Genomic DNA, 18334 nt, shown 5'->3' on the forward strand with positions numbered 1-18334 from the left:
CTCAATCGTTGTCGGTGGTGCCCGCCCCGGCGCCCTGGGCCCGCGACAGTTCCGAGGCCGGCACATAGGTCTTTGCAGCCAGACCAAGCGCTGCCGTATAGGCTGCGGTGTCGGTCTCTGCCGGACGGAGCGACCTCCGCAACGTGGGCACCCCGCCGTCGGCGACGGGCAACAGCTGAAGGCTCAGCGCCGTCGGCGCCAAGTCCGCAGGATTGACCGCCAGCGCCAGTGGCTCCACACCACCGTCATATCGCACGGCCAGATTCAGGTCCGCGCTGGCAGCGGCCGCACCAGCAAGGCCAATCAGCATCAACCTGCAGCTCCGGCCTTCGAAGGCAATCTCCGGTGTTTCGCCGCAGCAGAGTGCATCAATGGCAGACTGGGCGCCAAGGACCTCCGTTTGGCGGCCAAGCGCATCGACCACGACCCCGACAGCGTCAACGCCACGCGCCGACAGCCAGACGGCAGCCTCACCGACATCCTCCGCAACGCCATGCGGCAATCCGGTGCCGCAGGCGGCCTTGCGGGCGAGCGTCTGCACTTCGTTGTAGGACAGCAGGATCGTCGTCATCTGAGCACCGGAAGCCAGCAATCGTCGGTTTCGCCGGCAGAGATTTCGCCCCGCGTCGGCGCACCCTGGAAAAGCGTGATGCGTGTCCAGCGATCCGAGCGCGGGTCGAACTTCGATGCGCCGAAAAAGGCAAGCTTGCAGCGCAGCATGTTGATCGGCAGGCAGCGGTCCGAGAGCAGGTTGTCGCGGATTTCCGAATAGGGTGCGGTCGCCGCCGTCTGTACGCGGCGAACGGCGTGGCGATGCTGCGGGAAGCGGGCGAGGAACGCGGCGACGGTCAGCGTATCCGGCTCGTCCGCAAGGTCGGCGGCAAGGCGCTGCACTTGCCGGGCGATGTCGAGCGGAAGCTCGAGATCCGAGCCGGGCTCGGAAACCCGACGGCCAAGCCGGGGCTCCAGCTTCTCTTCCGAAACATACCAGAACTGGGCAGTCTCGGCCGGCTTGTTGAACGCGACGGCCAGGGCCCAGCCATAATGGTCACGCAGGAGCCTTCGAAGTGCCGCAAGCCTCATACCCGGCTGCAGCGCCGCTTCCCGCGCGGCTGCCATGCCGTCTGCGAGATCGTCGTTTTCAGCTCCCGCCATTTCGATGAAAAGCGCAGCAAGCAACTCCTGGAAGTCCACCGACATGAATTGCGACCGCTCGAGCAATGATGCCACCGGTGACGATACGGTCCGCAGCCTTGCGGGGTCGATCCAGGCTTGAGCCTCGGCCCACTCCCCGCGCAGGCCCAGGATACGCGCCATCAGGGAATCGTCCTCGACCGACCATTGATCGAGATGCATGCCCGCCTGCTGCCAGAGCTCGGCCAGCCGGTCCAGCGACACTGCATGCAGGCATCGTTTCGCCCGCACCCGCGCCAATGCGGTCTCACGCGCGAAAACCCAGTTGTTCAGCAACTGCGGATGATTTGCCAGGAATGGCGCCATGCCGAGGCCGGTGGAATTGCCGACCCCAATATGCCGACGCGGCTCCGGTGCGAGCGGCACGAAGGATTCCGGCGCCCGGCACCTGGCAACGTGCTCGACGAGATCGTGGGAGAATTCGCGGATCAGCCAGACCGTCAGCATCTCGGCCTGAAACGGACCCGCGAGCCCCTCGCGTTCCGCCAGCACGAAACGATCGGCAATGCCGAACTTGCCGTTGCCGTAGACAGCAGTGGTGCGCAGTAGATAGCCAACTTCGCCAAGTCGGTCTCGTTCCGGCTGTCGCCCACGCGCCAGGCTGTCGGCGACATATTCGAAGAAGCGCACGGACTTGTTGGCGCGGCTCAGCACCAGGTCGCGCGGACCAAAACGCCCCGCCTCCTGCCGCGGCGCATTTTCCCGCAGCCGTTCGATCTCGGCGTCGTCGGGAATGCCGTCATAAAGCACGAAGCTCGTGTCCCACGCCTCGGCGATGACACGGTCGGAGCGCTGCTCGTCGGGAAGCGGACAGGAAAAGGCAACGAGGCTGTAGTCGTTCCCGCCCAACTCGAGCGTATAGACCGCATCGCCGAAACCCTGGTCGTCCATGCGCCAGAGCGGGCGGCGCACTGTCGCATCGCTGGCGGCAAGACGCCGGATCAGGCTGCGCAGGAAGCTGAGCCGCGTCGGAAACGAAGCCCCCATCCGCCGCAGGCGCATGACGACGTCGGGCGAGCGCATGGCCAGCTCCGGCGGGGTCGCGATGGCTGTCGCCCTGTTGTTCATGACGACGGCCCGAACGATTGGGTGTAGAACCGAAGCCAGTTGCCACCCATGATGCCGCCAACTTCCTCGTTGGAGAAACCGGTCTTGCGCAGACCGTCGCGGAGATTGCCGAGATCGGCGTTGCTGGTGAACCAGCTTGGCTGCCGGGGAAAACCCGATGCAGAAGCCGAGCCTTCGCCATAGTCCACAACCTTCGACCAGCGGCCGTTGCGCATCCAGGCGACCACCGCATCCGGCTGGTCCTGGCAGAGATCGCTGCCGATGCCGACATGCTCGACGCCGTAACGCGAGGCGGTCTCTGCAACCATGGTGCAGAAGCTCTCCAGCGTGCAGTTCGAGCCATCCTTCATATGATGAGGATAAAGCGACAGGCCGAGCATGCCACCCGATCGTGTCAGCGCCTTCAGTACGGTGTCGGACTTGTTGCGCAGCGCCGGATGCCACCAGTGCGGATTGGCATGGGTGATGGCGATCGGCCGCGCCGAGAGCTCTATCGCCTCCAGCGTCGAGCGCTCGGCGGAATGGCTCATGTCGATGACCATGCCGACACGGTTCATCTCGGCGATGGCCTGGCGGCCGAAGCGGGTGATACCGGGGTCTTCCCCCTCGTAGCAGCCGGTGGCAAGCAATGACTGGTTATTGTAGCTCAGCTGCATGAAGCGCACGCCGAGCGTGTGGCAGACCTCGACTAGGCCGATGTCGTCTTCGATCGGCGACGGGTTCTGCAGGCCAAAGAAGATGGCCGTGCGCCCTTCGCGCATCGCCCTTTCGATGTCGCTGCCGGTGCGGCCGGGGAAGATAAGGTCGGAATGGCGCTCGAAATGGCGGTTCCAGGCGATGATGTTCGCCACCGTTTCGCGGAAATTCTCGTGATAGGCGATGGTGGCATGAACGGCATGCACGCCGCCGGCCCGCATCTCGGCGAAGATGCTCGGGCTCCAGTTGGCATATTGCAGGCAGTCGACGACAGGGCTGGCGATCGTTGCGTCCATGACCTTACTCCGGCTCCCCTGCTCGAATATACGCTGTCTTGACCTGGGTGTAGAACTCGGCCGCCGACCGGCCCTGCTCGCGGGAGCCGAAGCTGGAATCCTTCCGTCCGCCGAAGGGCACATGATAGTCGGTTCCCGCCGTCGGCAAGTTGACGGTAACGCAGCCCGTCTCGGCATGTCGCCGGAAGTGGCTGGCGTGAGCGAGCGAGCGGGTGAAGATACCGGCGACCAGCCCGAAGCGCGTGTCATTGACGACAGCGAGCCCCTCTTCATAGGAGCCGACCTTCTGCACGGCGGCGATGGGTGCGAACATTTCCTCGCAGTTGAAATCCATCGCATTGGTCGTGCCGGTCAAAAGCGCCGGCGCCATGTAGAAGCCGTCATGGGCAAGCTGCAGTCGCCCACCACCGACCGCCACCTCGGCGCCGGCGGCGCGGGCACGGTCCATCCAGGCAAGGTTCGCAGCAAGCTGGCGTTCGCTGACGACCGGGCCGACCTGCGTGCCGTCCGACAGCGCGTGGCCGACCTTCAATCCGCCGACCGCCGCAGCCAACTTCTCCACGAAGGCATCGTGGATCTTCTCGTGCACGACAAGGCGCGAAGACGAGGTGCATTTCTGACCCGTGCCCGAGTAGCCGCCGCCAATGGCGGCCGCAACCGCCAGGTCGATGTCGGCGTCATCCACCACCAGCAGGGCGTTCTTGGAGCCGAGTTCAAGCTGGAACTTCGTCAGGTTCGCGGCCGCGGCGACGGCCACCTGTCGGCCGACCTCGTAGGAGCCGGTGAAGGTGATGGCATCAACGCCAGGGTGGCCGGCAAGCCCGTTGCCGACGACCGCACCCGGCCCCATCAACAGTTGGAACGTCCCGTCCGGCAAGCCCGCGCGATGGATGATCTCCGCAAGCGCCCAGGCCGAGGCCGGCGTCTCATTGGCCGGCTTCCAGATGACGACATTGCCGTAAGCGAGCGCTGGCGCAATCTTCCAGCTGGCAGTGGCAGTCGGAAAGTTCCAGGGCGAGATGACTGCCACCAGTCCCATCGGCTCGCGACGCATGTCGATCTCGATACCGGGACGCACCGAGTCCGCATTCTCGCCGAGCTGCCGCAGCACCTCGGCCGCGTAATAGGTGAAGAACTGGCCGGCGCGAAACACCTCGCCGCGGCCCTCGGCGAGCGGCTTGCCCTCCTCGCGCGACAGCAGCTCGCCGAGCTCGGCCGAGCGCTCCATCAGTTCATTGCCGATCCTGTTGAGAATTGCCTGGCGCTGTTCGAGCCCGATCGCCCGCCAGGCCGGCATCGCCGCACGGCCAAGCGCGACCGCCTCGTCAACATCATCCGCGCCAGACTGCGCATACAGACCGATCAGGTCGGTGACATCGGACGGGCTGCGGTTTTCGTGGAAGCGTTCGCCCTCCCGCCACCGGCCGCCGATAAGATTGGCGTAGCGTTCTGCCATGTCGGTCTCCATTGATTGGGTGAAAAATCCGCCACCGCGCCACTTCAATCAAGCAGATATTTCTGTTATCAATTTCAGAAGAATTGAAGTTGGTGTGATGATCAAACTGGAAGCATTGCGGGTCTTCGTCACGGTGGCCGAGAGCGGCAACATCAAGGACGCGGCCGATGCGGTTGGCCGCACAGCCTCGGCCGTTTCGATGACCCTCAAGCAGCTGGAGGATGAGATCGGCGGGCCGCTGTTCCAGACCGATCGCAAGAACAGCCTGACGGCGCTCGGCAATCTGATGCTCGATCTTGGCCGCGAGCAGATCCGCAGCTTCGACAAGTCCGTCGGCATCATGCGGGCTTTCGCGCATAGCCGCATCGGCAGCCTGTCCATCGCTTCGGTACCCTCGGTCGCGACCAACGTGCTTCCGCCGATCCTGCAGCGTTTCCTGGAAACGAGGCCGCAGGTAGAGGTCGAGCTGTTCGACATCGACAGCGCCCAGGTACGGCGCATGGTGGAAAGTGGCGTCGCCGACATCGGCATTGCCGGCGAGAGCCGCGCCGGGGGCGGCGTCGAGTTCACGCCGCTGTTCAGCGACCGGTTCAAGCTGCTTTGCAAGGACGATCACGACCTTTGCCAGCTCGGACGTCCTATCGAGTGGAGCGACCTGCACGGCACGACACTGATCCGCAACGGCGCATCCGACAGGATCGATGCGGAGGAGTACAAGCAGCTCTCCGCGCGGTCGCTCATGACCGTCTACAATGTCACATCGCTGGTGGCACTGGTGAAGGCCGGGCTCGGCCTGACCATCCTGCCGTCCCTGACCATGCATGGCGCCCATGACGGCGTCGCGGTGCTCGAACTCGCCGACGCGGCGGCTTCCAGGCAGGTCGGACTGGTCGAACGGCGAGACGTCCCGCCCTCGCCCGTGGCCGCTGCTTTCCGTGCCTTCGCCCTGAAGGAAATCCCGGCGCTGGTTACAAGTCGCCTCGACGACTAGGTGATCGCCCTGACAGTTATGCCTCGCCGATCGGCTGTCGCTCCGTCATCGGCAACCCTCATCAACTCGGCCTGGCCATCGCCCAGGCGGTGACCAAATACCCGACCGTTGCGGCGGTCGCAGTCAGGGCGATACCCCACGCCATGTCGACGACGCTGACCGTCACCGACCAGTTCTTCAACGTGGCCAGATTGGTCATGTCATAGGTGCCGTAGGCGACAAGGCCGAGAAGAGCGCCATTGACCAGCGCTGTCGTCCAATTCGCGCCGTTCAGCGCCGGCATTGTCGCGAAGTGCACGATGCCGGCGACATAGACGAAGTAGAAAAGGCCGGCGACGCCGAAATGGGGCTGATCGAGTAGCAGGGCGCCGATGCGGCTGCGGTAGAAATTGGTCGAGATGGTCGACAGCCACAGGAAATCGAGGCCGAAGAACACGACGGCGGTGGCGATGTAGGCCGTGGCGTAGCTGGCGATCATGAACACCTTTGGCTGAGTTCAAACAATGGGTCGGTCAAATCCCAAGCAGAGGCTGGATCGCCCGCACGATCCAGCTGCGGAATTTCAGCGGCGCGTCGGTCACCGCAAGGCAGATGCAGTCGGCTTCCGGCGTGGCTACCGGTTGGTGCGTCAGGCTGGCGTCGGCGTCCTCAAGGTCGCCACGCGCGAACAAACCCGTGCCATCGTGAAAGCTGCCGGCCAGCACCAGCGTCAGCTCGCGGCCGCCATGGCTGTGCTCCGGCACCGGCTTGCCGGCGGGAATGCGCAGCAGCCTGACCATGGTTTCGCGATCGCCCGTCTTGATCGGGATCTGGTAAGCGCCGCGTCCGAGCGGCCGCCATTTGAGGTTATCGAAGTCGCCGCCGACATAGGACCGCAGCGGCTCGGGCAAGCCGCCGCTGCGCCCAGAGGTTGCGGCAACAGCGGGTGCTCCAGGCTCCTGTTGCTGCAAGCGGCCGCGGACGCTGGCCCACGACTGCTCGATGGACGCATCTTCGTCCATGGTTTCGAGCAACTCGCCGCCGACCCCTTCGGCCACCATCAGGCGACGCCGGCAGCCAGGGCAGAGCGCGAGATGGGTGGCGACCGCGATGCTCCAGCCTTCAGCCAGGCTGCCGGCGGCATAGCTCAGGAGCAGGTCGTCGCTGATATGGTGACTTATGGTCACGACACGTCTCCGGAGCGGGCGAGTGCGGCCCGCAATTTGTCGAAGGCGAGACGCATGCGCGACTTGACCGTGCCTAGGGGCAGGTTCAGGCGTTGCGCGATCGCACTGTGCGACTGGTCTTCGAAAAAGGAAAGCTTGAGCAGCGACGCCTGCTCCGCAGGCAGCGCCGCAATTGCATGGTGAAGCTGCTCCGATGCCTCGCGCATGTCGAGCTCGGCATCGGCGGCAGCAACATCGTCGGGCACGAAGGCGGGATCGTCCGGGTCGAATTCCGGTCGCCTTTCACGCCGGAAGGCGTCGATGCGCAAGTTGCGCGCAATGGCGAAGATCCAGGTCGATGCCGCCCCCTTCGCCGGATCGTAACGCTCCGCCTTGTTCCACACGGCGATCATGGTTTCCTGCATCAGTTCCTCGGCCTGCTGGCCGTTGCCACCCGTCCTCGCCATGTAGGCCTTCACGCGTGGTGCGAAGTGGCGAAACAGCTGTTCATAAGCTTCGATGTCCCGCCGGGCACCCACAGCGCGCAGCAGTTCTCGCATGTCGGAACCATCGTCGACGCCAGTCGGGCGGTTCATGTCGGCAGTTCCCAAATCGCCATGCCATTGCACGGAGCGCGAATGCCCCGTCTTGAAGCGTTTCTGCCACGCCGGCACGCCGATGGAAACGACCGTGTTCATGCCGTTGGTACGCCGACGAGCGACCGCCGGATCACCCGCCCGGAAAAATTTCACTCCCCAGCGATCCGCCGGGGCCTGCGCTCCGTATCTAGCAGCACAAGGCGCAGCGGAAAGGCGAGACGTGAGTATCGAGACCAGCAAGGAATTGCCCGATCATGCACGCCGCGTCGCCGTCATCGGAGCCGGCATATCAGGGCTTTCGGCGGCCTGGCTGCTTTGCCGAAAGCTTGATGTCACGCTCTACGAAAGCGAGCCTCGCCTCGGCGGCCATTCTAACACGATCATGGTTCCGACCAGGGACGGAGTGCTGCCAGTCGACACCGGCTTCATCGTCTACAACGAGCGCAACTATCCAAACCTCGTCGCCCTTTTTCGGGAAATCGGAGTGACGACTTCAGCGTCGAACATGTCTTTCGCTGCCTCGCTGGAAGGCGGAAAACTCGAATATTCGGGGTCGGGCCTCAACGGCCTGATCGGCCAGCGCGGCAATGTCATCCGGCCGCGCTTCTGGCGGATGATGCGCGACATCCTGCGCTTCTACCGCGAGGCACCGGCGCTGCTCGCCCGCTCCGACCTGCACGGGATCAGCCTCGGCGAGTATCTCGACCGCAACGACTATGCGCCGGCCTTCGTCGAGGACCATCTGCTGCCCATGGGAGCGGCGATCTGGTCGACAACCGCACGCGACATGCGCGCATATCCGCTTCTCGCCTTCGTCAGGTTCTTCGCCAGCCACGGCCTGCTCAGCCTCGCCGACCGGCCGAAGTGGCGAACGGTGCTCGGCGGCAGCCGGGAATATGTCCACCGCATGAGCGTCGATTTCGCAGACAAGATCAGGCTCGGCACAGCTGTCCGCAGCATCGTGCGCAACAATGGCCAGGTCGTCGTCACCGATGCTACCGGGCAGTGCGACTGCTTCACCGATGTCATCCTTGCGACCCATGCGAACCAGGCGCTCGACCTGCTCTCAGACGCCGACCAGCAGGAGCGCGCGCTGCTCGGCGCCTTCCGCTACACCGACAACCAGGCGGTACTGCATTCAGACGAAAACCTGATGCCGCGACGCAAGCGGGTCTGGTCAAGCTGGAACTATATCGGTGAGGACCGCGACGAAAACAGCCAGCCGCTATGCGTGACCTACTGGATGAACCGGCTGCAGAACCTCGACATGCGCCATCCCCTGTTCGTGACGCTCAACCCGACGCGCGACATCGATCCGGCCAGGATCATCGGGTGCTTTGACTACACCCATCCGCTGTTCGACCAGCACGCGCTCGACGCCCAGCAGCAGCTCTGGCGCCTGCAAGGCCGGCACAACACCTGGTTCTGCGGCGCCTATTTCGGCTTTGGATTCCACGAGGACGGGCTGCAATCGGGCCTCGCCGCAGCCGAAGGCCTCGCCGACATCAGGCGACCGTGGAGGTTGCGCGACGAGTCCGGGCGGATTGCGCTGACGCCCCGGCTGGAGGCGGCGGAATGAGCCTCCACTCCGCGCTGTTCCTCGGAACGGTGATGCATACGCGGCTCAGGCCGCGTCACCACCGGCTCAGCTACCGGGTGTTTTCGCTTCTGCTCGACCTCGACGAATTGCCTGATGTCAGCGCAACTTCCCGACTGTTCGGCTACAATCGCCGGGCAACCTTCAGCTTCTGGGACGCCGACCATGGCGACGGCAGCGTCAGTGGTTTGCGCAGCTGGGTCGAGGCGCAGCTGGCCAGGGCCGATCGACTGGAGAGCGGCATGAGCATCCGCGTGCTCTGCTATCCCCGAATCCTCGGCTACGTCTTCAATCCGCTGACGGTGTATTTCTGCCATGCGCCCGACGGCACGCTCAGGGCAATCCTCTACGAGGTCTGCAACACCTTCGCCGAGCGCCACACCTACGTCATTCCGGTGGACGCCGGCGCAAGCGGGCCGGTGCGCCAGGGCTGCGCGAAGGAACTCTACGTCTCGCCCTTCATGCCGATGGCATGTTTCTATCGCTTCCACATCGAGCCGCCCAGCGACAAGGTCCTCGTGCGCATCGATGAAGCGGATGCCGAAGGACCGCTGCTTGCCGCTTCCTTTGCCGGACGGCGCGAGGCGCTCACCGACCGCGCCCTGCTCGGTGCCCTCCTCCGCTACCCGCTGATGACGCTGAAGGTGACGCTCGGCATTCACTGGGAGGCGCTGCGCATCTGGTGGAAGGGCATCCCCGTGCACCGGCACGGCGCCGCTGCCCAAAAGATCGCCACCACCATCGTGACCGTAAGGGCTCCGGAGCACGCGCAATAGAACCGGAGCCGTTGAACTTCGCTGTGCTGTCAGTTGCGGACTATGCGCCGCGTGACAGCCAATCGCAGCCGTTCAGGCAATGCCGCCAGAAGCTTCATCGACAACACCATCTTCCATGGAAAAGCGGTCATGAAACGCCGCGATTTCAGACCGGCCATGATGTGGTCGACGGCAGCCTCGGCCGAGATCATGAACGGCATCGGAAAATCGTTGTTCCGAGTCAGCGGCGTGTCGACAAAACCGGGGCAGACGAGGCTGAGCCGCACGCTCCGGGCGGCGAGTTCAGGGTGGAGCGCTTCACACATGTTGATCAGCGCTGCCTTGGTCGCGCCATAGGCTGCAGCACCCGGCAGGCCGACAAAACCTGATACAGACGACACCACGGCGATGTGCCCGCCCTTGCGGACCAGCATGGAAGGCATCAGCGCGGCGAGGCAATGGACACTGCCCATCAGGTTGACGTCGACGGTGGCGCGAAAGGCGCCGGGGTCGAACCGTGCTGCCGAATCCCGCCTGTAGGTGCCGGCGCTCAGCACAGCGAGATCGATCGGCCCGAGCTCGGCCTCGATGCGGGCGACTGCGTCGCGCACGGCCGCCTCGTCGGCCACGTCGAGCTGGAATGCGTGGATACGACCACGCGCCAGTTCAGCCAGTTCGGCAAGATCGCTCGCCGTCCTCGCGCTAGCCGCGACCTCCCAGCCTTCGCCGGCAAGGCGCAATGCCAACGCGCGGCCAATGCCGGAGCCGGCGCCCGTGACCCAAGCCACCCGGCCTTTGCTCCCGATCTGCCCAGCGTCGGTATGACGGCGCATGGCTGCTCTCCTGAAACGCGTCTGCATTCCTGTTACGAGCAAAGCTGGCGATTGGTTCATTTGCTTGAACATCTCAACGCGGGATGGTCATAGCCAAACTCTCTGCCCATCTTTTATGCAGAACTTCACTCTGGGCAAAAAATCGGCAGTCTTTCTTGTGCAATGCACAAATCCTGGGATGCCAGCCGGCGGCAAGAACAGTCATGCCTTCAAGTGCCTTGGACCAACCTCATGAAAATGCGTGACTTTCCTCGCTTCTCGAGCTCCCTCGCGCCAGTTGGCATGACGGTTGCATGACATTGTTCAGTGCAACAAAGCCAAATGGGAGACTGGTAATGAGGGGACATTTCGCAAGTTGGACCGCTGCGGCCATGGCCGGGATGGTCGGCGCCGGGCTCAGCCTGGCGTCGCCCTCTGCGGCGGCGGACGACACCATCAAGGTCGGTGTGCTGCATTCGCTGTCCGGAACGATGGCGATTTCAGAAACGACGCTGAAAGACACGATGCTGTTCCTCATCGAAGAACAGAACAAGAAGGGCGGGTTGCTCGGCAAGAAGCTCGAGGCCGTCGTCGTCGATCCGGCCTCGGACTGGCCGCTATTTGCCGAAAAGGCACGCCAGCTGATCGAGCAGGACAAGGTCGCCGCCGTCTTCGGCTGCTGGACCTCGTCGTCACGCAAGTCGGTGCTGCCGGTCTTCGAAGAGCTCAACAGCCTGCTGTTCTATCCCGTCCAGTATGAAGGCGAGGAAAGCCAGCGCAACGTGTTCTACACCGGTGCCGCGCCCAACCAGCAGGCCATTCCTGCCGTCGACTATCTGATGAACGAAGAAGGCGTGCAGCGCTGGGTGCTCGCCGGCACCGACTATGTCTATCCGCAGACGACGAACAAGATCCTGCAGGCCTATCTGCAGTCGAAGGGCGTCGCCGCCGAGGACATCATGGTCAACTACACGCCGTTCGGGCATTCCGACTGGCAGACCATCGTCTCCGACATCAAGAAGTTCGGCTCGACCGGCAAGAAGACCGCCGTCGTCTCGACCATCAACGGCGACGCCAACGTGCCGTTCTACAAGGAGCTCGGCAACCAGGGCATCAAGGCCGAGGACATTCCGGTGGTCGCTTTCTCGGTCGGCGAGGAAGAACTCGCCGGCCTCGACACCGCGCCGCTGGTCGGCCATCTCGCCGCCTGGAACTATTTCCAGTCAGTCGATAGCCTCGCCAACGCCGAGTTCATCTCGGCCTGGAAGGGCTACACCAAGAACGACAAGCGGGTGACCAACGACCCGATGGAAGCCCATGTCATCGGCTTCAACATGTGGCTGAAGGCGGTCGAGAAGGCCGGTACCACCGATCCGGACGCCGTCATCGACGCCATCGTTGGTGTCTCGGTGCCGAACCTTTCGGGCGGCTTCTCGACAATGATGCCCAACCACCACATCACCAAGCCGGTGCTGATCGGTGAGATTCAGGCCGACGGCCAGTTCGAGACGGTGTGGCAGACTGCGGGCCTCGTGGTCGGCGACGAATGGTCCGACTACCTGCCCGATTCCAAGGACCTGATCGCCGACTGGCGCGCGCCGATGTCGTGCGGAAACTTTAACGTCGCCACCGGCAAGTGCGGCGGCAAGGGCACGACCAACTAGCCCCATCAAGGTGCCGGGCAGGCTATCTCGCCCGGCACCCCGATCCTAATCGCACACAGGTGCCATCCCAGATGCAGTTCGTCCGCAGTCTAGTCCTGGCCATTGCCGTCATTTGCGCGAGCCTGCCGTCGCTTGCCCATGCCGACGAGGCGGGCTTGCGGGCATTGCTCGCCCGGCTCGCCACGACGACAAACTTCCAGGAGACGGAATCTGTCGTCCGCGATCTTGCCGCCGCCGGGGAGCCGGCCGTCGAGCGCATCCTGTCGGCCTTGGCCGACGGCAACCTCTATGTCAGAAAGTCCGACCAGGGCGTCTTCACAGGCAAGGAAGATGGCCAGGCGCTTTCGCTGTCCGATCCGCTCGACGGAACGGCAGCCGGCACAGCTGCGAAGGCCGATATTGCCAAGGTCAAGGTCAACAACGCGCTCCGCCGCACCATCCGCGACGTCATGGGTGGGCTTACCCTCGGATCGGCCGATCCAACTGTGAGGCTGTCGGCGGCAAGCACCATGCTCAAGCGCCCCGACAAGACGGCGTTGCCAGCCCTCGACGTAGCGATTGCCCGCGAGGCCGACGCCAAGGTCAAAGCAGCGCTTGCCCAGGCCCGCGCCGCCGCAGTCCTGGTTTCCGATCTCGGCGAGGCGGAAAAACGCGCTGCTATCGCCGTTCTTGCAAACCGAGGCGACAGCGACGCGCTGACCCAGCTGACCGCCTTCCAGGCCACAAGCACCGGCGCATTGTCCGAGACGGCCGCCCGCTCGGTCGCGCAGATCGAGACCAGCATGGCCGCCTGGCAGGTGGCGCAAAACGTCTGGTACGGCATCTCGCTCGGCTCGGTGCTGCTGCTCGCAGCCATCGGCCTCGCCATCACCTTCGGCGTCATGGGCGTCATCAACATGGCACATGGCGAGATGGTCATGCTCGGCGCCTACACCACCTTCGTCGTGCAGCAGGCGATCCGAGTCTTCGCGCCCGACCTGTTCGACTGGTCGCTGGCCATAGCTTTGCCTGCCGCCTTCCTCGTCGCCGGCGGCGTCGGCCTCGCCATCGAACGCGGCATGATCCGTTTCCTCTATGGCCGTCCGCTCGAAACGCTTCTGGCAACCTGGGGTGTCTCGCTGATCCTGCAGCAGGCTGTCCGCACCATCTTCGGCCCGACCAATCAGGAGGTCGGCGCACCGAGCTGGATGGCCGGCGCGTTCCAGCTCGGGCAGCTGACAATCACCTGGAGCCGGCTCTGGATCGTGCTGTTCTGCCTCGCCGTCTTCCTTCTGCTGGTCTTCATCATGAAGCGGACGAGCTGGGGCCTGCGCATGCGCGCGGTGACCCAGAACCGGCGCATGGCCGCCTCGATGGGCATCCGCACGCCATGGGTCGACGCCTTCACCTTCGCGCTCGGCTCGGGCATCGCAGGGATCGCGGGGGTGGCGCTGAGCCAGATCGACAATGTCTCGCCCAACTTCGGCCAGGGCTACATCATCGACAGCTTCATGGTCGTGGTCTTCGGCGGTGTCGGCAATCTCTGGGGCACCTTCATCGGCGCGATGACGCTTGGCGTTCTGAACAAGTTCCTCGAGCCTTACGCCGGTGCGGTGCTCGGCAAGATCCTGGTGCTGGTGCTGATCATCCTGTTCATCCAGAAGCGGCCGCGCGGCCTGTTCGCGCCCAAGGGACGGGCGGTGGAAGCATGATCGCGCGTCGCCTGTTTTCCTCCGACCGGCGCATCGCCGTCACCATCGCCACGCTGCTCGCGGCCGCGGTCATCGTGCCAGTGCTCAATCTCGCGGTGCCAGCCGAGAGTGCCTTCCACGTGCCGAGCTACGTCGTGGCGCTGGTCGGCAAATATCTCTGCTATGCCCTGCTTGCGCTCGCGCTCGACCTCGTTTGGGGCTATTGCGGCATCCTGTCACTCGGCCACGGCGCCTTCTTCGCCCTCGGCGGCTACGCCATGGGCATGTATCTGATGCGCCAAATCGGCGCGCGCGGCGTCTACGGCAACCCTGACCTGCCCGACTTCATGGTGTTCCTCAACTGGAAGGAACTGCCCTGGTACTGGCTCGGCTTCGATCACTTCTGGTTCGCAGCGCTGATGGTCATGGCCGTGCCGGGCCTGCTCGCCTTCGTCTTCGGCTGGTTTGCCTTCCGCAGCCGCGTCACCGGCGTCTATCTGTCGATCATCACCCAGGCCATGACCTATGCGCTGCTGCTTGCCTTTTTCCGCAACGACATGGGCTTCGGCGGCAACAACGGCCTGACCGACTTCAAGGACATCCTTGGCTTCAGCGTCCAGGCAACCGAAACGCGCTCGGCGCTGTTTGCCGCGAGCGCGGTAGCGCTGGCGCTCGGCGTGCTGGTCACCTGGCTGGTGGTCGGTTCGAAATACGGCAAGCTCCTGATGGCCGTGCGCGATGCGGAGAGCCGCGCGCGCTTCCTCGGCTGGCGGACGGAGAACGTCAAGCTGTTCGCCTTCACGCTGTCGGCCATGATGGCCGGCATAGCGGGCGCGCTCTACGTGCCGCAGGTCGGCATCATCAACCCCGGTGAATTCGTTCCGGCCAATTCGATCGAGGTCGTGATCTGGACCGCAGTCGGCGGCCGCGGAACCATCGTCGGGCCGATTGTCGGCGCCATCGCCGTTAACGCCGCCAAGAGCTGGTTCACCGGTGCCTTGCCCGAACTCTGGCTGTTCGCACTTGGCGGCCTGTTCATCGCCTCCACCCTGTTTTTGCCGCGCGGCATCGTCGGCCTGTGGGACCGGTGGCAGCAGATGCGGGCCACGCGCGCGGTGCCAGCCGAAGGCAAGGCCGCCGCGCGGACCGAGCCCCAGCCGGCGGAGTGATGGGATGAGCAAGAGCGGAACCATCCTCTATCTCGACGGCGTGTCGGTTGCCTTTGACGGCTTCCGCGCCATCAACGACCTGTCGCTGGTACTCGACAGGGGCGAGATGCGGGCCATCATCGGCCCCAACGGCGCTGGCAAGACGACGATGATGGACATCGTCACCGGCAAGACCCGCCCCGACAGCGGCGAGGTCTTTTTCGACGGCCAGATCGACCTGACGCGTCATGATGAGGCCGAGATCGCCATGATGGGCATCGGCCGCAAGTTCCAGAAGCCGACGGTGTTCGAGAACCACACGGTCGAGGACAACCTGCTGCTGTCGCTCAAGGGGCAGCGCTCGATCTTCCCCGCGCTGTTCTATCGCTCTTCGGCAGCCGACCGCCGGCGCATTGACGACATCCTCGGCGTCATCCGGCTCGGAGCCAGGCGTAACGAACTGGCCGCCGGCCTGTCGCATGGCCAGAAGCAATGGCTCGAAATCGGCATGCTCCTGGCGCAGGACCCAAAGCTGCTGCTCGTCGACGAGCCGGTGGCCGGCATGACGGACGCCGAAACATTTGAGACCGCCCGCCTGCTCAAGGACATCGCAGAGACGCATTCGGTCATCGTCGTCGAGCATGACATGCATTTCGTCCGCGAACTCGGCGTCAAGGTGACCTGTCTGCACGAAGGCTCCGTGCTGTCGGAAGGCACGCTCGACTTCGTCTCATCAGACGAGCGTGTCGTCGAAGTCTATCTGGGGCGCTGACGATGTGGTGGCGCGGTACTTATCTAGCGACGTTCCCAAAGCGGGAAACTCCGGCATCGCCGCAGGCCATGTTGCAAACGAAATTCACGAACCTCCCCTGGCGCTCCGGAAGGGCCGCCACCCCCGTCCTGGCGACGGGGGCGCGGGGGGCCCAGTCGGTGGAGCCGGGCGATGCTTGAGGTCAACGATGCCGTTCTCCACTACGGCGCGGCCGAGGCGCTGCGCGGCGTCTCGCTGCACGCCGACGCCGGCAAGATCACCTGTGTGCTTGGTCGCAACGGCGTGGGCAAGACAAGTCTGATGAGATCGATCGTCGGCCAGCACAGGCTGACATCGGGTACGGTTGCCTTCGAGGGGAAGGCGCTCGACCGGAGCGCGGCATACGATCGCGCCCGGTCGGGCATCTCTTTCGTGCCGCAGGGGCGCGAGATTTTTCCGCTGCTGACGGTACAGGAGAACCTGGAGACCGGCTTCGCGCCGCTGAAGCGGGGCGAACGCACGGTGCCCGAACACGTCTTCGAGCTGTTTCCTGTTCTGAAGCAGATGCTGGCACGGCGCGGCGGCGACCTCTCGGGCGGTCAGCAACAGCAGCTGGCGATCGGCCGGGCGCTGGTCATGCGGCCGAAACTCCTGGTGCTCGACGAGCCGACAGAAGGCATCCAGCCGTCGATCATCAAGGACATCGGCCGTGCCATCCGCTACCTGCGCGACACCGCCGGCATCGCCGTGCTCCTGGTAGAGCAATATCTCGATTTCTGCCGCGAGCTCGCCGACGTCGTCTACATCATGGACCGTGGCAGGATCGTCCATACAGGCGCCGCCGGAGACCTCGATACGCCCGAAATCCGCAAGCTGCTGACGGTGTGAGCCGCAAAGAGACTGGAAAACGACCCGACAAGAACAATACCAGTTTAACACCGGAAAAAAATTCTGCATAAAGGAGCGACTTTCCACAGGTGGCTCCGATGGGCGATCAGGCAATCCTCGACTTCCTCGCAAGACAGCTTTCCGGCGAGAGCGGTGAACCGCTGTACCGGCGGCTGGAGGACGCCATCAAGCAGGCGATTGGCGCCTCCCATCTCAAGCGTGGTGCGGTCATCCCGAGCGAGCGCACCTTGTGCGACGCACTCGGCATCTCGCGCGTCACGGTCCGCAAGGCCATCGACGGCCTCGTTTCCGATGGGCTGCTCGACCGGCGCCAGGGCGCAAAGACTGTCGTGTCGTCGCGGCTGGAGAAGTCCCTGTCGACCATGACCAGCTTCTCCGAGGACATGCGCTCGCGTGGATTGGAGCCCGGCTGCGTCTGGATTTCGCGAGAGATTTCACGCCCTTCGCCGGCAGAAATGATGGCACTGGGCATTTCCGGCAGCGAAAAGGTGGTGCGCCTGCGCCGCCTGCGCACCGCTGACGACACACCCATCGCCATCGAGATCGCCACGCTGCCGGCCCGCTTCGTGCCGGATCCCCAGGCAGTCAGGGAATCGCTCTACGAATATCTCGAGGCCACCGGCGCTCTGCCGGTCCGGGCGCTGCAGCGCATGCAGGCCAAGCCCGCCACCGACGAGGAGCGCCAGCTTCTCGCCACGCCCGAGGATACCTCAATGCTGGTCATGGAGCGCCGCTGCTTCCTCGCCGACGGCCAGATCGTCGAGTTCACCCAGACCAAATACCGCGGCGACGTCTACGACTTCGTCATCGAACTGATGCGATAATACCAGTTTAAAGCCTGTTGCAATCTGGTATTAGACTGCTACCGTCTGGGCATTACAGGAGATGCCCGCGTGCCGCTTGACTTCAAAGCCCTCGACAATGGTCTGATCGTGTCCTGCCAGCCCGTGAAGGGTGGCGCCATGGACAAGGCCGAGATGGTCGTGGGCTTCGCGCTGGCAGCCATCGACGGCGGTGCCGCCGCCCTGCGCATCGAGTCCGCCGAATATGTCGCGGCCGTACGCGCCGCCACCGACAAGCCGATCGTCGGTTTGATCAAGCGTGACCTTGACGACACGCCGGTCCGCATCACGCCTTGGCTGGAGGACGTCGACGCACTGGCCGCAGCCGGCGCCGACGTTATCGCCTATGACGCCACCCAGCGTGTCCGCCCGGTTTCGACCGAAGCGCTGATCGAGCGCATCCATTCCCACGGCCGCGCCGCCATGGCCGACTGCTCCATTATCTCCGACGCCGAGCAGGCACTGGCCGAAGGCGCCGACGTCGTCGGTTCGACGCTCGCCGGCTACACCGGTCCGGTGGAGCCGACCGAACCCGACTTCGCGCTGATTTCGGCGATGCGCAAGCTCACGCCCCATGTGGTCGCCGAAGGCAATGTCCGTACCCCCGCTCAGGCGCAGCAGGCACTGGCGTCCGGCGCCTCCATGGTCGTCGTCGGCTCGGCCATCACCCGGCCGGAATATGTGACCTCGTGGTTCCGCTCGGCACTCGACGAAACAATCGCCAAGGCTGGAGCCTGATCG

General features: G+C 64.3%; 17 protein-coding genes and 1 pseudogene. 10 read left to right on the forward strand and 8 right to left on the reverse strand.

Annotated features, from left to right (window positions below):
• Position 1: 1 nt before the first annotated feature.
• Genes ACSQ3E_RS22845 through ACSQ3E_RS22860 form a run of 4 tightly spaced genes read right to left on the reverse strand, consistent with a single transcriptional unit; the run spans position 2 to position 4710 of the window.
• Positions 2 to 571, reverse strand: coding sequence for a DUF3726 domain-containing protein (locus ACSQ3E_RS22845; RefSeq protein WP_310324242.1), 570 nt, complete (start codon positions 569 to 571; stop codon positions 2 to 4).
• Positions 568 to 2262, reverse strand: a complete 1695-nt coding sequence (locus tag ACSQ3E_RS22850) for a hypothetical protein (protein WP_436124423.1) — start codon at positions 2260 to 2262, stop codon at positions 568 to 570. The genes ACSQ3E_RS22845 and ACSQ3E_RS22850 overlap by 4 nt, the downstream gene beginning before the upstream one ends.
• Complete coding sequence (locus tag ACSQ3E_RS22855; protein ID WP_436124424.1) at positions 2259 to 3254, reverse strand: membrane dipeptidase; 996 nt, start codon at positions 3252 to 3254, stop codon at positions 2259 to 2261. The genes ACSQ3E_RS22850 and ACSQ3E_RS22855 overlap by 4 nt, the downstream gene beginning before the upstream one ends.
• 4 nt (positions 3255 to 3258) lie before the next feature.
• Entirely contained in the window at positions 3259 to 4710 is a 1452-nt protein-coding gene (locus ACSQ3E_RS22860; protein ID WP_310324249.1) for an aldehyde dehydrogenase family protein, read from the reverse strand.
• Positions 4711 to 4807: 97 nt separating this feature from the next.
• Here ACSQ3E_RS22860 and ACSQ3E_RS22865 point away from each other — a divergent pair, with 97 nt between their 5' ends.
• A complete protein-coding gene (locus tag ACSQ3E_RS22865) occupies positions 4808 to 5701 on the forward strand; it encodes a LysR family transcriptional regulator (protein ID WP_310324251.1) in 894 nt (297 codons plus the stop codon).
• 61 nt (positions 5702 to 5762) lie between these two features.
• Here ACSQ3E_RS22865 and ACSQ3E_RS22870 read toward each other — a convergent pair whose 3' ends face one another.
• The 3 genes from ACSQ3E_RS22870 to ACSQ3E_RS22880 are packed head-to-tail and all read right to left on the reverse strand — an operon-like array spanning position 5763 to position 7685.
• A complete protein-coding gene (locus ACSQ3E_RS22870; RefSeq protein WP_310324253.1) occupies positions 5763 to 6179 on the reverse strand; it encodes a DUF2177 family protein in 417 nt (138 codons plus the stop codon).
• 34 nt (positions 6180 to 6213) lie between these two features.
• Positions 6214 to 6867, reverse strand: coding sequence for a ChrR family anti-sigma-E factor (locus ACSQ3E_RS22875; protein WP_436124425.1), 654 nt, complete (start codon positions 6865 to 6867; stop codon positions 6214 to 6216).
• A complete protein-coding gene (locus tag ACSQ3E_RS22880; RefSeq protein WP_310324257.1) occupies positions 6864 to 7685 on the reverse strand; it encodes a sigma-70 family RNA polymerase sigma factor in 822 nt (273 codons plus the stop codon). The genes ACSQ3E_RS22875 and ACSQ3E_RS22880 overlap by 4 nt, the downstream gene beginning before the upstream one ends.
• Between ACSQ3E_RS22880 and ACSQ3E_RS22885 the strand changes: the two genes are divergently transcribed.
• On the forward strand, positions 7666 to 9024 hold the full coding sequence (locus ACSQ3E_RS22885; protein WP_310324260.1) for an NAD(P)/FAD-dependent oxidoreductase: 1359 nt from the start codon (positions 7666 to 7668) through the stop codon (positions 9022 to 9024). The two genes, ACSQ3E_RS22880 and ACSQ3E_RS22885, sit on opposite strands and share 20 nt — an antisense overlap.
• Positions 9021 to 9818 carry a DUF1365 domain-containing protein gene (locus ACSQ3E_RS22890; RefSeq protein WP_310324262.1) on the forward strand — a complete coding sequence of 266 codons (798 nt, stop codon included), beginning with the start codon at positions 9021 to 9023 and terminating at the stop codon, positions 9816 to 9818. Before ACSQ3E_RS22885 ends, ACSQ3E_RS22890 begins: the two co-directional genes overlap by 4 nt.
• A gap of 29 nt (positions 9819 to 9847) precedes the next feature.
• Here ACSQ3E_RS22890 and ACSQ3E_RS22895 read toward each other — a convergent pair whose 3' ends face one another.
• A complete protein-coding gene (locus ACSQ3E_RS22895; protein WP_436124426.1) occupies positions 9848 to 10630 on the reverse strand; it encodes an SDR family NAD(P)-dependent oxidoreductase in 783 nt (260 codons plus the stop codon).
• Between the two features lie 416 nt (positions 10631 to 11046).
• Here ACSQ3E_RS22895 and urtA point away from each other — a divergent pair.
• The 7 genes and pseudogenes from urtA to ACSQ3E_RS22930 form a co-directional block, all read left to right on the forward strand.
• A pseudogene (urtA, locus tag ACSQ3E_RS22900) lies at positions 11047 to 12273 on the forward strand (urea ABC transporter substrate-binding protein); the annotation flags it as partial.
• A 71-nt stretch (positions 12274 to 12344) separates the two neighbouring features.
• Positions 12345 to 13964 (forward strand): urea ABC transporter permease subunit UrtB, encoded by a 1620-nt coding sequence (gene urtB, locus ACSQ3E_RS22905; protein WP_436124427.1) that lies wholly within the window; start codon positions 12345 to 12347, stop codon positions 13962 to 13964.
• A complete protein-coding gene (gene urtC, locus ACSQ3E_RS22910; RefSeq protein WP_436124428.1) occupies positions 13961 to 15112 on the forward strand; it encodes an urea ABC transporter permease subunit UrtC in 1152 nt (383 codons plus the stop codon). The genes urtB and urtC overlap by 4 nt, the downstream gene beginning before the upstream one ends.
• Positions 15113 to 15116: 4 nt before the next feature.
• Positions 15117 to 15863 carry an urea ABC transporter ATP-binding protein UrtD gene (gene urtD, locus ACSQ3E_RS22915; protein WP_310324271.1) on the forward strand — a complete coding sequence of 249 codons (747 nt, stop codon included), beginning with the start codon at positions 15117 to 15119 and terminating at the stop codon, positions 15861 to 15863.
• 171 nt (positions 15864 to 16034) lie between these two features.
• On the forward strand, positions 16035 to 16730 hold the full coding sequence (gene urtE, locus ACSQ3E_RS22920) for an urea ABC transporter ATP-binding subunit UrtE (RefSeq protein ID WP_310324274.1): 696 nt from the start codon (positions 16035 to 16037) through the stop codon (positions 16728 to 16730).
• Between the two features lie 98 nt (positions 16731 to 16828).
• Complete coding sequence (locus ACSQ3E_RS22925; RefSeq protein WP_436124429.1) at positions 16829 to 17575, forward strand: GntR family transcriptional regulator; 747 nt, start codon at positions 16829 to 16831, stop codon at positions 17573 to 17575.
• A gap of 69 nt (positions 17576 to 17644) precedes the next feature.
• Positions 17645 to 18331, forward strand: a complete 687-nt coding sequence (locus tag ACSQ3E_RS22930) for an N-acetylmannosamine-6-phosphate 2-epimerase (protein ID WP_310324278.1) — start codon at positions 17645 to 17647, stop codon at positions 18329 to 18331.
• Positions 18332 to 18334 lie beyond the last annotated feature (3 nt).

It is taken from the genome of Aminobacter sp. LjRoot7 (genome assembly GCF_964252895.1).
Lineage (GTDB): Bacteria > Pseudomonadota > Alphaproteobacteria > Rhizobiales > Rhizobiaceae > Aminobacter > Aminobacter aminovorans_B.